This is a genomic window from Streptomyces sp. PH10-H1, assembly GCF_030063355.1.
GTDB lineage: Bacteria > Actinomycetota > Actinomycetes > Streptomycetales > Streptomycetaceae > Actinacidiphila.
In genome coordinates this window covers 115347-127750 of the sequence record NZ_JASISZ010000007.1, presented here as the reverse complement: position 1 = coordinate 127750, position 12404 = coordinate 115347, and the positions used below count along the sequence as shown (strand labels likewise).

The 12404-nt window shown below is 72.2% G+C and carries 9 protein-coding genes and 1 tRNA gene; 6 read left to right on the top strand and 4 right to left on the bottom strand.

Features of this window, described 5'->3' with window-relative positions; all coding sequences use genetic code 11:
- Positions 1 to 90: 90 nt before the first annotated feature.
- A tRNA-Gln gene (locus QMK24_RS07340) sits at positions 91 to 162 on the bottom strand.
- A gap of 203 nt (positions 163 to 365) precedes the next feature.
- On the opposite strand from QMK24_RS07340, the gene QMK24_RS07335 reads away from it, so the two are divergent.
- Entirely contained in the window at positions 366 to 1349 is a 984-nt protein-coding gene (locus QMK24_RS07335; RefSeq protein ID WP_283464397.1) for an acyl-CoA desaturase, read from the top strand.
- A 79-nt stretch (positions 1350 to 1428) separates the two neighbouring features.
- Positions 1429 to 2034 carry a TetR/AcrR family transcriptional regulator gene (locus QMK24_RS07330; RefSeq protein ID WP_283464466.1) on the top strand — a complete coding sequence of 202 codons (606 nt, stop codon included), beginning with the start codon at positions 1429 to 1431 and terminating at the stop codon, positions 2032 to 2034.
- Positions 2035 to 2093: 59 nt separating this feature from the next.
- Here QMK24_RS07330 and ppc read toward each other — a convergent pair whose 3' ends face one another.
- Positions 2094 to 4823 carry a phosphoenolpyruvate carboxylase gene (gene ppc, locus QMK24_RS07325; protein WP_283464396.1) on the bottom strand — a complete coding sequence of 910 codons (2730 nt, stop codon included), beginning with the start codon at positions 4821 to 4823 and terminating at the stop codon, positions 2094 to 2096.
- Positions 4824 to 5025: 202 nt separating this feature from the next.
- Here ppc and QMK24_RS07320 point away from each other — a divergent pair, with 202 nt between their 5' ends.
- The gene (locus tag QMK24_RS07320; protein WP_283464395.1) at positions 5026 to 6438 is read left to right on the top strand and encodes a histidine kinase; all 1413 of its coding nucleotides are present in this window, start codon (positions 5026 to 5028) and stop codon (positions 6436 to 6438) included.
- Positions 6439 to 6492: 54 nt separating this feature from the next.
- Here the strand turns inward: QMK24_RS07320 and QMK24_RS07315 are convergent, their stop codons facing one another.
- Positions 6493 to 6984, bottom strand: a complete 492-nt coding sequence (locus QMK24_RS07315; protein ID WP_283464465.1) for an SUKH-3 domain-containing protein — start codon at positions 6982 to 6984, stop codon at positions 6493 to 6495.
- Positions 6985 to 7061: 77 nt separating this feature from the next.
- On the bottom strand, positions 7062 to 7565 hold the full coding sequence (locus tag QMK24_RS07310) for a YwqJ-related putative deaminase (protein WP_283464394.1): 504 nt from the start codon (positions 7563 to 7565) through the stop codon (positions 7062 to 7064).
- A 268-nt stretch (positions 7566 to 7833) separates the two neighbouring features.
- On the opposite strand from QMK24_RS07310, the gene QMK24_RS07305 reads away from it, so the two are divergent.
- From QMK24_RS07305 to QMK24_RS07295, 3 genes are all read left to right on the top strand, one after another.
- Positions 7834 to 8631 carry a hypothetical protein gene (locus QMK24_RS07305; RefSeq protein ID WP_283464393.1) on the top strand — a complete coding sequence of 266 codons (798 nt, stop codon included), beginning with the start codon at positions 7834 to 7836 and terminating at the stop codon, positions 8629 to 8631.
- A gap of 79 nt (positions 8632 to 8710) precedes the next feature.
- Positions 8711 to 9706: an SMI1/KNR4 family protein gene (locus QMK24_RS07300; protein WP_283464392.1), complete on the top strand. Its 996-nt coding sequence runs from the start codon at positions 8711 to 8713 to the stop codon at positions 9704 to 9706.
- An 8-nt stretch (positions 9707 to 9714) separates the two neighbouring features.
- Complete coding sequence (locus tag QMK24_RS07295) at positions 9715 to 12330, top strand: SUKH-4 family immunity protein (protein WP_283464391.1); 2616 nt, start codon at positions 9715 to 9717, stop codon at positions 12328 to 12330.
- Positions 12331 to 12404: the final 74 nt, after the last annotated feature.

Here is a 12404-nt window from a genome sequence, read left to right as displayed (position 1 = left end):
GGGTGACGGACACCCGCAGGATACCGGGGGGTATGGGCGGGGAAACACGGGCGGGTCCCGACCATGAAGGCCGGGACCCGCTTCCTCAAGCTCCGCCGCCAGGACTCGAACCCGGACAAAGGGCACCAAAAGCCCCGGTGCTGCCGATTACACCACGGCGGATCACCGCGCGGATCACCGCGCCTGCGCGTTCCCACTATGCCGCAAGCGGCCGCGTGAAGGCGACAGCGTTCCGGGGTAGACCTAGCTACGGGGCGTTCGCCCTCCGGACCTGTCCCCTGTCGTCGCGACGCTGACATACTTACGTCGCCGTAGGTTACGGTTCCGTAGTAAATCCCCCCATACACCCCCGGTGAGGGACCTCCATGACCGCACAGGCCGACGTGATCACCGAGCCCCGAGACCCCGGGCCCGACCAATTCGCACCGAGCGCCACGCTCGGCGGAGACAACAAGGGGATGACCGAGCGCATCACCCTCGGCGCCTTCATCGGCGTCCCGTTCCTGGCGCTCGTCGCCGCGATTCCACTGGCCTGGGGCTGGGGGATGAGCTGGCTGGACCTCGGTCTGATGGTCGGCATGTACTACCTCGGCTGCCATGGCGTCACCATCGGTTTCCACCGCTACTTCACCCACGGCGCCTTCAAGGCCAACCGTCCGCTGCGGATCGCGCTCGCGGTCGCCGGGTCGCTGGCGGTCGAGGGCCCGGTCGTGCGCTGGGTCGCCGACCACCGCAAGCACCACAAGTACTCCGACGCCGACGGTGACCCCCACTCGCCGTGGCGCTACGGCGAGACCGTGCCCGCCCTCATGAAGGGCCTGTGGTGGGCCCACATCGGCTGGATGTTCGACACCGAGCGGACCCCGCAGGAGAAGTACGCGCCCGACCTGATGAAGGACCCGGCGATCCGGATGATCTCCCGCCAGTTCCTGTTCTTCACCATCGCCTCGCTCATGATCCCGCCGCTGGTCGGCGGGCTGGTGACGATGTCCTGGAACGGCGCATTCACCGCGTTCTTCTGGGGATCGCTCGTCCGGGTGGCCCTGCTCCACCACGTCACCTGGTCCATCAACTCCATCTGCCACGCCGTCGGCGCCCGGCCCTTCAAGTCCCGCGACCGGTCCGGCAACGTGTGGTGGCTGGCCGTGCTGTCCTGCGGCGAGTCCTGGCACAACCTCCACCACGCCGAGCCCACCTCGGCCCGCCACGGCGTGCTGCGCGGCCAGCTCGACTCCAGCGCCCGCATCATCCGCTGGTGCGAACAGCTCGGCTGGGTGACGGACGTCAGGTGGCCCACCAAGGAGCGGATCGCCGCCCGGCGTAAGGAATGTGTCAGTGAACCGGCATGATTGACGCGTGAGCGACGGCAGTAGTACGAGCGGTGAGGGTACGACAGGTACGAACGCGCGACGCGCGCGGCGGGTGCGCATGACGGGCAAGGAACGCCGCGAGCAGCTGCTCGACATCGGCCGCACGCTCTTCGCGGAGCGTGGCTTCGAGGGCACCTCGGTCGAGGAGATCGCCCACAAGGCCGGCGTGTCCAAACCGGTCGTCTACGAGCACTTCGGCGGTAAGGAAGGGCTGTACGCCGTCGTGGTGGACCGCGAGATGCGCCGGCTCCTCGACATGGTCACCAGCGCCCTCACCGGCGGCCATCCGAGGGAACTCCTGGAACAGGCCGCGTTCGCGCTGCTCGACTACATCGAGCAGTACACCGACGGCTTCCGGATCCTGGTCCGCGACTCCCCGGTCGCCCAGTCCACCGGCACCTTCGCATCCCTGATCAGCGACATCGCCACCCAGGTCGAGGACATCCTCGGCATGGAGTTCAAGAACCGCGGTTTCGACCCCAAGCTCGCACCGATGTACGCCCAGGCGCTGGTCGGCATGGTCGCGCTGACCGGTCAGTGGTGGCTCGACGCGCCGCAGCGGCCCGAGAAGGCCGAGGTCGCCGCACATCTGGTGAACCTGTCCTGGAACGGCCTGTCGGGCATCGAGCCCAAGCCGCGCCTGATCGGACACCGCAAGAGCTGACACGTGAACGGCCCCGGACTTCTGTCCGGGGCCGTTCACGTCGTCATCCCGGCACCGTCTCAGCCGGTGTTGCGCAGACCCGCGGCCACACCGTTGACGGTCAGCAGCAGGGCCCGCGCCAGCAGCGGGTCCGGCTCCTCGCCCCGGGCCGCCGCCTCGCGCTGGCGCGAGAGCAGGGCGACCTGGAGGTACGAGATCGGGTCGAGGTACTGGTCGCGGATGTGGAAGGTCTGCGCCAGCGCCGGATCGCCGGCCAGCAGCTCCTTCTCGCCGGTGATGCGCAGCACTTCCTGGACGGTGAGGGCGTGCTCGGCCTCGATGGTGTCGAAGACGTGCTTCAGCTCGTCGGGCACCAGGGTGTCCACGTAGTGCCGCGCGATCCGCAGATCCGTCTTGGCCAGGGTCATCTCGACGTTGGACAGGAAGTTGCGGAAGAAGTGCCAGTTCGCGTGCGCCTCGTCGATGACGGAGCCGAGCCCGGCGTCACGGGCGGCCTTCAGGCCCGAGCCGACGCCGTACCAGCCGGGGACGATCTGCCGGGACTGCGTCCAGCCGAACACCCACGGGATGGCGCGCAGCCCGTCCAGGCCCGCGCCGGAGTCCGGGCGGCGCGAGGGGCGGGAGCCCAGGTGCAGCTCCGCGAGCTGGTCCACCGGGGTGGAGGCGAAGAAGTACGAGGGCAGGTCCGGGTCCTCGACGAGGTGCCGGTAGGCGTTGTGCGCGGCCTCCGAGATGGTGTCCATCGCCGCGTCCCAGCGGGCCAGCGCCTCGTCGGACTGGCGCGGCGAGGTGTGCAGCGCGGACGCCTGCAGGGTGGCCGCGACGGTCAGTTCGAGGTTCTCCCGGGCCAGCGACGGGATCAGGTACTTGTCGGAGATGACCTCGCCCTGCTCGGTCACCTTGATCTCGCCCTCCAGCGTGCCCCACGGCTGCGCGAGGATCGCGGTGTGCGAGGGGCCGCCGCCGCGGCCGACGGTGCCGCCGCGGCCGTGGAAGAGCCGCAGCCGTACGCCGTAGCGGTGTGCGACATCGCGCAGCCGGCGCTGGGCGCGGTGGATCTCCCACTGGGAGGTGGTGATGCCGCCGAACTTGGAGGAGTCGGAGTACCCGAGCATGACCTCCTGCACATCGCCGCGCAGCGAGACCAGGCGGCGGTAGGAGGGGTCGGCGAGCATCTCGTCGAGGATCCGGTCGGCCTCCTTCAGCTCGTCCGTCGTCTCCAGCAGCGGGACGATGCCGATCTGGGCGACCCCGCCGTGCAGGTCGATCAGCCCGGCCTCACGGGCCAGCACGGCCGCGGCGAAGACATCGTCCGCGCCCTGGCACATCGAGATGATGTACGACTCCACGACCTCGGGGCCGAATCGCCCGAACGCCTCGCGGATGGTGTGGAAGACGCCGAGCGTCTTCGCGCCCGCCGGGTCCAGCGGGGCCGGGGTGCCGGCCAGCGGACGGCGGGAGCGCAACTCCTTCGCGAGCAGCTTGCGACGGTAATCACGCGGCATGTCCGCGTACCGCCACGACTCCTCGCCGAGCCGGTCGAAGAGCTGGCCGAGCGCGTGGTGGTGGGCGTCCGCGTGCTCGCGTACGTCCATCGTGGCGAGCTGCAGCCCGAACGCGGCGAGGGTGCGGATGGTGCGTTCCATCCGGCCGTCGGCCATCAGCTCGCCCCGGTTGGCGCGCAGCGAGGCCTGGATCAGCGCCAGGTCCTGCAGCAGCTCAGCGCTGCCCAGGTAGTCGCGGCCCGCCACGTGCGGGCTGCCGGCGGCGAGCCGCTCGCGGGTGTTGACCAGCTTCTGGCGGATGCAGGTGGCCTTGAGGCGGTACGGCTCCTCGGCGTTCAGCCGCTTGTAGCGCGGGCTGATCTCGGGGAGCGTCGCCAGGTCGAGGTCGAGGGAGGTGAGCAGCTCCGGGGTCGCGCCGCAGTTGCGAATCGAGTTGGAGAGCGCGCCGCGCAGGAAGTCCACCAGTTCCAGGGCGTCGGTGATGCCGTGCTCGTGCTGCAGGATCAGGACGTCCCAGGTGACCTCGGGGGTCACGTTCGGGTTGCCGTCGCGGTCGCCGCCGATCCAGGTGCCGAAGGTCAGCGGGCGGGTCTCGGGAGGCAGCGGCACACCGACCCGCTCCAGCTCGGCCGACAGGTCCTCCAGCACGTCGCCGACGGCCCCGGCGTGCAGCTCGTCGAGGTAGTAGATGGCGTTGCGCGCCTCGTCGGCGGGCTCCGGGCGCACCACGCGCAGCTCGTCGGTCTGCCACAGCAGGTCGATGTTCTCGGCCAGCCGCAGATCGGCACGGCGGCGGTCACCGGTCCCGTCCTGGTGCGCGTCGAGCAGCTCGGCGATGCGGCGCAGCTTGTTCAGCACGCTGCGGCGGGCCGCCTCGGTGGGGTGCGCGGTGAACACCGGCCGCACATTGAGGTGCTTGACCGTCTCGCGGACGTGGTCCGGGTCGGCGTCCTTCATCAGGTCCGCCGTCTGGCTGAGCAGACCGCCCTCGGAGGCGCGGCGGGCGCGCAGCTCACGGCCGCGGTGCACCTGCTCGGTGACGTTCGCGAGGTTGAAGTAGGTCGAGAAGGCCCGCACCAGCTTCGCGGCGGTCTGCAGGTCCGTCTCCCCGAGCAGGGCGGCGGCGGCCTCGCCGTCGGAACGGGTCAGTGCCCGTACCTTCTCCACGAGGTCGAGTAGCTCCTGGCCCTCCTGGCGGACGAGTGTCCCGCCGAGGAGTTCGCCCAGCCGGCGGATGTCGGCGCGCAGGGCTGGGCTGTCCGTGGCGTTGTCGGCGCTGCTCACAGGTGCGGCTCCTCGTGCGGTGGGATGGGCGACGGCTATTCTCCCCGCCGGCGGAGGGCGGGGTGGGGCGGACCGCGCTGTCCGACCAGTCCAGGATAGGTCGGGTCTCCGGCGGCCACGGCCCCCGCCCACCTGGCGGACAGCCCCTGTATACACACCCGGCAACCCCTGCCCGCGCGGGGCACCGCCTAGGCTGGACCGCATGAGTACGACGGGGGCGCACGTACCGGAGGACCGAGGCGGGGGCCGAGCACGTTCAGGCCCATGGTGGTGGCCGAGGCGGCGCAGCCTCGTGCTCGACGCGACGCTGGCCGCCGTCTCGGCGCTCGAATGTTTTGTCGAAGGGGTGTCCTTCGCCCAGAAGACCGGGATTGCGCCCGGTGTCGGCGCGGTCTTCGGACTGCTCGTCGGATCCACCCTGCTGCTGCGCCGACGCTGGCCCATCCCGATCGTCCTGCTGTCCATCGCGGTGACGCCCGCGCAGCTCGGATATCTGCTCGGCGTCGTCAGTCTCTACACGCTGGCGGCCTCCGAGGTCCCGCGCCGCATCACCGCCACCCTGGCAGGGATGACCGGGGTCGGCACGATGATCGTCGCGTTCATCCAGATGCGCGACAGCCTGCGGCTGGACAACAACACCCCGCTGCTCGTCATCGTGATCACGTCCGTCCTCATGGCCCTGGGCCTCACCGCGCCGCCCGTGCTGCTCGGCCTGTACGTCCGGGCCCGCCGCCGGCTCGTCGAGAGCCTGCGCGAACGCGCCGACGGACTGGAGCGCGAGCTGACGCTGCTCGCCGAGAAGGCGACGGAACGGGCGGAACGCGCCCGGGCCGACGAGCGCACCAGGATCGCCCGCGAGATGCACGACGTGGTCGCGCACCGGGTCAGCCTCATGGTCGTGCACGCCGCGGCGCTCAAGGCCGTCGCCCTGAAGGATCCGGAGAAGGCGTCCGCGAGCGCGGAACTGCTGGGGAACATGGGGCGGCAGGCGCTCAACGAACTGCGCCAGATGCTGGGCGTCCTGCGGACGGGCCCGGGGGTGAACGGCGCGGGCGCCGGAAGCACCCTGGCGTTCACCGAGGTGGGCAGCGGGACCGGTGGCGGTTCCGGGTCCGCCGCGCCGGTGACTGCCGGTTCCGGCGGTCCCGACGGGCTCGACGGCCTGGACGGTTCTGCCGCTCCCGGCGGTGACGGGCCGTGCCTCGCCCGGCTGGAGGCGCTCGTCGGGGAGTCCCGAGCGGCGGGGATGCGTGTCGCGCTGACCGTCGAGGGCGAGATCCGGGCGTGTGCGGCGCAGGTCGAGCGGACCGCGTACCGGGTCGTCCAGGAAGCCCTCACCAACGTCCACAAGCACGCTTCCGGCGCCAGGACCCAGGTCCGCCTCGCCTACCGCGCCACCGAGGTCGCCGTCCGCGTCGAGAACGGTCCCTCCGACGGGTCGCCCGCCGCCGCTCTCCCCAGCGGCGGGCACGGCCTCGTCGGTATGAAGGAGCGCGTCACCGCCCTCGGCGGCGGCTTCGTCGCGGGCCACACCGCCGACGGCGGCTTCCGTGTCTCCGCCATGATCCCCGCGCTGCCCGCCGCCGTCCCCACCGGACCGCCGGCCGTCTGCTGAGCGAGGGCTGAGCGAGGGCTGAGCGAGGGCTGAGCGCTTTTTGGAGTTGGTTGGTCAGGTCGTCGTGAGGCGGGCGGGCCGGCCGCCGGTGACGAGGGTGGTCAGGGCGCTGTCGATGTCGGCGCCGAGGTACCAGTCGCCGGTGTGATCGATGGCGTAGACATGACCGTCGGCGTCGATGGCGAGGAGCGAGCCGGAGCCCATCTCCTCGCCGAGCGGGGAGACCTCGGTTTCGAGCGCCCGGCCGAGGTCGGCGAGGGTACGGGCGAGATGAAGTCCGCGCAGCGGGTTGACCAGGACCGGGGTGGGCGCGATCTGCCGGCCGGGACCGGTGGTGGCGGGTATGGCGAGGCCGCCGAACTCGGCCCACGCCTCCACGGCGGCCGGCGAGACGGCGTGCCGGTGCCCGGCGGGGGAGGCGTGGGAGCGCAGCGCGTCCGCCCAGACCTCGGCCTGCATGATGTCCCAGCGGCCGGGCTGCCAGCCGGCCGATCGCAGGGCGGCGTCCACGCCGACCGGAAAGCGGGTGCTCGGGGAGATCGGCATGCCGGCGGCGTGATTCACGCCGTTCGCCGTGCTCGTCGCGTGCGCTGTGTTCGTTGCGTGCACCGCGTTCGTGTCGGTCACGCGGCCGCCTCCGCCGCCGGATCGACCGGCCGCACGCCCAAGTGCGCGAGCAGCGGTGCGCAGGAGCGGCAGGGCGGCGCGTACGAGCCGTGCTCCGGGTCGCCGTCCTCCCGGATGCGGCGCGCGGTGAGCCGCGCGCCGCGCAGTGCCTTGCGGGCCTCACTCTGGGTGAGTGCCTTGCGGGCCGCGCGCTTGCTGCGACTGGCATCCACTTCAGCGAGATACCGCGACAGCAGCACCGGCTCAGGACAGCGCCCGGTGAAGCGCTCGCGCTGGGCGACCGGCAGCGTGTCCAGGAAGTCCTGGACGATCGGATGCAGCGCCGGCGCCTGCTCGGCCTTGCTCCCGGTGCAGGTCAGCACCTCGTCGCGAATGGACAGCGCGGCGGCCACGGCCGGCAGGATGCCGTCCCGGCGGTGCCGCAGAACAGGTGGTCCCGCGGCGTCGGCGCCGACGGCACTCCAAGTGAGCCGCGGATCAGCGGCGTCCGTTGTCTGCATGGTGGTGCTGTCCTCCTGTCCGCCCACCGGAGCGGGCGATCCCCCGTTTACAAGACATCAGACTGCCAAAGGTGACAGGAGGTGCGGAAGTCGGGTGCGGTGTGCCGAACATCTTGTGTGTCCCATGTCACCGTGGTGTGACGGATCGTCGGCGGAGTGGAAACGGCTTGGACGGGGCAGCAGATGGGCCGGAAGGATGGACTGGAAGGATGGGTCGGCACCCGCGTTCGCGGGCGGAACGATCCGTTCACAAGGGGGACTTGACGGCATGAGCGCCAGTATCCGTACCCGCACGCTTGCGCGTGGCCGTATTCGTATTCGGCGGGTGGTCGCGGTCGCCGCTGTGCTGCCCGTGCTGGCGCTGGCCGCGGCCTGCTCCAGCGATGGCGGCAAGAGCGACGACGCGAAGAAGAAGGACGGCGTGACGACGTCCCCTGCGGTGCCCTCGACCGCGGCCCCGACGGCGGCCGCCAAGCCGCCGCTCACCGAAGCGCAGTTGAGAGCGGTGCTCGTCAAGGACGCGGATCTGCCCGGCTACAAGGTCGAGGCGTCGACCAGCGCGTCGATGAGCGCCGACGACAAGCTGACGACCGACAAACCGCAGTGCCAGCCGCTGGCCGACCCGGTCGGCACCAAGCCGAAGTACGTACGCAAGGCCTACGCCGGGGCCTCGGTCGCCAAGAAGGACGCTCTCGGCTCGGGCGCGGAGGTGCACCGGATGCTGCTGGCCAGCCACGCCCCCGGTGACGCCGGGAAGATGATGGCCGAGCTGAAGCGGGCACTGGACACCTGCACCGCCTTCATCGCGACGGCCGGCACCGGCAAGAAGATCCCCTTCACGATCACGAAGGCCGCCACGGTCACGGCGGGCGACGAGGCGGTCTCGTACGTGATGGCGGACACCAGCGACAAGGTGGCCGGTGCCGCGCTCGTCACCGTCGTGCGTTCCGGTGACGACAGCATCACCTTCCTGTCGGCGAAGCTGACCGGAGGACAGGCCGCGGCGCCCGTCGATGTGGCCCGTAAACAGGACGCGAAGCTGAAGGCCGCGACGGCCGGCAGCTGACCCGGACCTGGGCGGAAGCAGCTCTTGCCACACCCCATAGGCTGTGCTCATCAGCCAGACGCAGCAGGGGGCAACCGCCATGACGACAGGTCGGCTCGGGCAGCAGACCGCGCCACCCAACGCGGCCTACGCCGGGCAGGTCGTGCACTTTCCGGACCCGGTGCGCGCCGCCCGCCACCCCCAGGGCATCTGGGTGGACGACGACGGATACCCGGACTTCTCGGCGTTCGCGCGCGCTGCGGCAGAGATCGCGGAGCCGCCGGAGGGCTTCGGTGTCGACGAGCTGCGGCTGACGGACTATGTGTCGGCCAACGCCGCGCTGCACGCCGCGGGCCACGAGCTGTGGGGCAGCCTGCCCCCTGTCGCGACCCCGCACGGCTGGACCTGGCACCACGTCGCGGGCACCCGGCGGCTGGAACTGATTCCGGTCGAGGTCAAGGCCCTGCTGCGGCACCACGGCGGCCTCGCCGTCTCGACCGCCGACCACATCAAGCGCGGCACGCGTCCCCTGCAGGAGACCAGGCCGGTGCACTTCGGACTGCCCAAGGCCGCGTCCCATCAGAGCGGGGTGGCGGTCACCGAGCAGCAGGTGCGCGACGTCGAGGAGGAGCTGGGCTACCGGCTTCCCGGCGCCTACCGCACCTTCCTCAAGGCGGCGGGAGGCTGCGCCCCCGCGGGGGTCGCCCTCGATCCCGATCTCGGGCTGCTGCTCGACCAGCCGTTCTTCACGGTCCGTGACGAGGCGGCCGTCAACGACCTCGTATACGTCAACAAATGCCTTCGCGACCACTTCACCAAGGACTATCTGGCCATCGGCTACGTCCAGGGCGGAGTGGTCGCGGTGAAGGTCAAGGGCAGCGGTGCCGGCTCGGTCTGGTTCTGCGCGTACGACGACGCGCGGGACGGCGACCACTGGTCGTCCCCGCAGGAGCGGGTCGAGGCACTGCTGCTGCCGTGCGGCGATTCACTCGACGCGTTCCTGCTGCGGCTGGCGGGCAATCCGCCCGAGCTGCTGACCGTGGCGAACTTGATGGTCGACGGTGGCTTCGCCAGTGCCGTCCCGGTGGAGGGGTGAAGCAGGGAATGGTCACTTTCGCGCAGGCGCAGGAGCGCGCCGAGCGGTGGATCAACGGTGACGTCCCGGCGTACCAGGCCCGCGAGGTGCGGGTGCGGGAGTTCGACCTGGGCTTCGTCGCCTGGTCCGAGCCCCGTGAGGACGGTCCGTCGAGCGATGACGGACAGGTACGGCTGGTCATCGCGCGGGACAGCGGAGAGGCCACCTTGTGGCCGGGTCTGCCGGTCGGCGAGGTCATCCGCCGCTACGAGGAGGAGTACGGTGCGGTGCCGAACGACGCCGCACCGCCGCCGCCCCAGCGGATCGATCTGGAGGCGACGTCCTTCCTGATCAGCCCGCCGCAGTGGCTGCAGGACGCGGCGGACAAGATGGGCATCCCGGACCGCCGGCCCGCGGCTGCGGCCTCGGCGTCCGTCTCCGCGTCCCAGGCATCCCCGGCATCCCCGGCGGCTCCGGCCGTCGCTGCCTCCGCGTCCCCGTCGGCCGGGGCGTCTCCCGGGGCGTCGTCCGCGGCGTGGTCCGCGCGCACCACCAGCAGCGACGACTCCGTGTCCGTCCCCGTGCCCGCCACGGTCTTCGCGCCGCCGATCTCCGACTCCGACGACGCCCACACCCCGCCGCCGATCGGAGCGGACGCCAAGACCGAACTGATGCCGCAGGGCAGCTCCCTGCCCGCCACGATGATCGCTCCGCCGGACGGCGCAGGGGGCGCGGGCTTCCCGATCGCGCCCGCGACGCCCGGGGCCGGCGGTCCCGGCAACCCGGGCGGGCCCGCGGGCTCCGGCTACGCCGGCCCCGGTCTGCCGCCGCCGGCCGGACCCGGCGCGGCGCTGCCGCCGCCCGCGGGCCTCGCGGCGCCGGGCGCTCCCGGCCGCCCCGGTGGGCCAGGTCCCGGAGGTCCGGGCGGTCCCGGCGCTCCCGGGCGTGGTGCCGCGGACATCGCCGACGCGGACACCGCCAAGGCGGTACGCGGTGGCGTGCCGTCGGCGGGACCCGTGCGGCGGAGCCCGGACGCACCGCCGCCGCCCAGCGCGCCCGGTGTGCCCGGCGCGTCCAACGCGCCCCGTTCTCCCGGTGCGCCCGGCGCCCCCGGTACTCCGCCGCCCGGTGGGGTCAACTACGCCGCGACGATGCTGGCCGGTCCCGCTGTGGGTGGTCCGGGGATGCCGCCGCCTCCGCCCGGGGTGATCGGTGGCGGTTCCGGTGGTCCGCCGCCTCCGCCTCCTCCGGGCGTGCCCGGCGGTCACGGCGCTCCGCCGCCGCCCCCGGCGGCCGGTGGAGCCGGGGGTCCCGGTGGGGTCAACTACGCCGCGACGATGCTGGCTGGTCCCGCTGTGGGTGGTCCGGGGATGCCGCCGCCTCCGCCCGGGGTGATCGGTGGCGGTTCCGGTGGTCCGCCGCCTCCGCCTCCTCCGGGCGTGCCCGGCGGTCACGGCGCTCCGCCGCCCCCCGGGGCCGGGGGTCCCGGGGGAGCCGGTGGGGTCAACTACGCCGCGACGATGCTCGCGGGACCCGGTGTCGGCGGTCCCGGTGGCTCCGGTGGTCCCGGCATGCCACCGCCTCCGCCGCCCCCGCCCGGAGCCGTGGGACAGCCGCCGCCCTCCGGCGGCTACGGGTATCCGCAGCCGCCGGCCGGTGTGCCGACCGTCGGTCCCGGCTACATGGCCGTACTGAGCTACCGCGCGCACGACGGCTCGCAGCAGCAGCTCATCCGCCGCTCGGCGCCGGGCACTCCGCACCCGGAGTGGCAGATCCTGCACGAGCTGCGCGCGCTCAATGTGCCGCCGCAGCAAGTGCTGGAACTCCACACGGAGTTGGAGGCGTGCGATCTGCCGGGCGGCTACTGCGCCCGGATGATCCGCGAGACGTGGCCCCAGGTACGGATCAGCCACACGGCCCCGTACGGCCGGGAGCACGCCTCGCGCCAGCAGGGCGTCCAGCATCTGCTGACGCACCAGGGCGAGCTGCACCAGGTGGCGTCGGCCCCGGCGCGCCCGCAGCCGCAGCGGGTGCCGATGCCAGATCCCAACCAGGTCCAGCGGGTGCCGCCGATCCCGCTCGAAGGCATCGGCCATGAGCTGGCGCAGGCGTTCGGGCCGCAGGGCCTGTTCCGCTTCGACCAGCGCGCGGTGTCGCGCCAGGGCGTGCCGGACATCGTCGCGCAGACGCTGATGTGGGCGGGGCTGCCGGTCGACTTCGGGCCGTTCTTCTGGGCACAGGCCCAGCCGGGCCGACCGGTGCCGACGCTCGCCGAGCTGGCGCAGGAACGCGGCGTGCAGCCGGCGTCGGACGCGGGCTCGTACCTGGTCATGGGCAATGACTTCGGACGTCAGCTGTGTGTGCAGTACGGGACCGCGCACATCGTCGCCGTGCCGCTCGAAGCGGGACCCGGCGGGCAGCCGGTGCCGCCGCAGTTCGTGAACTCGAGCCTGCCGGAGTTCGCCCGCTGCCTCGCTCTGCTCGGGCGGATGTGGCGGCTGCGGATCGGGCTCACGCCCGACCAGGCCGGCCGCTGGACGGTCGACTTCCAGGCGCAGCTGGCGGCGCAGGACCCGGCCGCGATCGCTTCGCCGGACAACTGGTGGGCCGTACTGATCGAGCAGATGTGGGACGGCCTGCTCTGACCCGTGCATCGTGAGTGCCGGGCGGCCACGGCCGTCCGGCACAGCACTGAGCCGAGCCCGTCCGCCCTCAACAG

Bases quoted from the DNA above. Each gene is read 5' to 3' on its own strand.
- QMK24_RS07335 (WP_283464397.1), top strand. From the start codon at position 366: ATGACCGCACAGGCCGACGTGATCACCGAGCCCCGAGACCCCGGGCCC.
- QMK24_RS07330 (WP_283464466.1), top strand. From the start codon at position 1,429: ATGACGGGCAAGGAACGCCGCGAGCAGCTGCTCGACATCGGCCGCACG.
- QMK24_RS07320 (WP_283464395.1), top strand. From the start codon at position 5,026: ATGAGTACGACGGGGGCGCACGTACCGGAGGACCGAGGCGGGGGCCGA.
- QMK24_RS07315 (WP_283464465.1), bottom strand. From the start codon at position 6,984: ATGCCGATCTCCCCGAGCACCCGCTTTCCGGTCGGCGTGGACGCCGCC.
- QMK24_RS07310 (WP_283464394.1), bottom strand. From the start codon at position 7,565: ATGCAGACAACGGACGCCGCTGATCCGCGGCTCACTTGGAGTGCCGTC.
- QMK24_RS07305 (WP_283464393.1), top strand. From the start codon at position 7,834: ATGAGCGCCAGTATCCGTACCCGCACGCTTGCGCGTGGCCGTATTCGT.
- QMK24_RS07300 (WP_283464392.1), top strand. From the start codon at position 8,711: ATGACGACAGGTCGGCTCGGGCAGCAGACCGCGCCACCCAACGCGGCC.
- QMK24_RS07295 (WP_283464391.1), top strand. From the start codon at position 9,715: ATGGTCACTTTCGCGCAGGCGCAGGAGCGCGCCGAGCGGTGGATCAAC.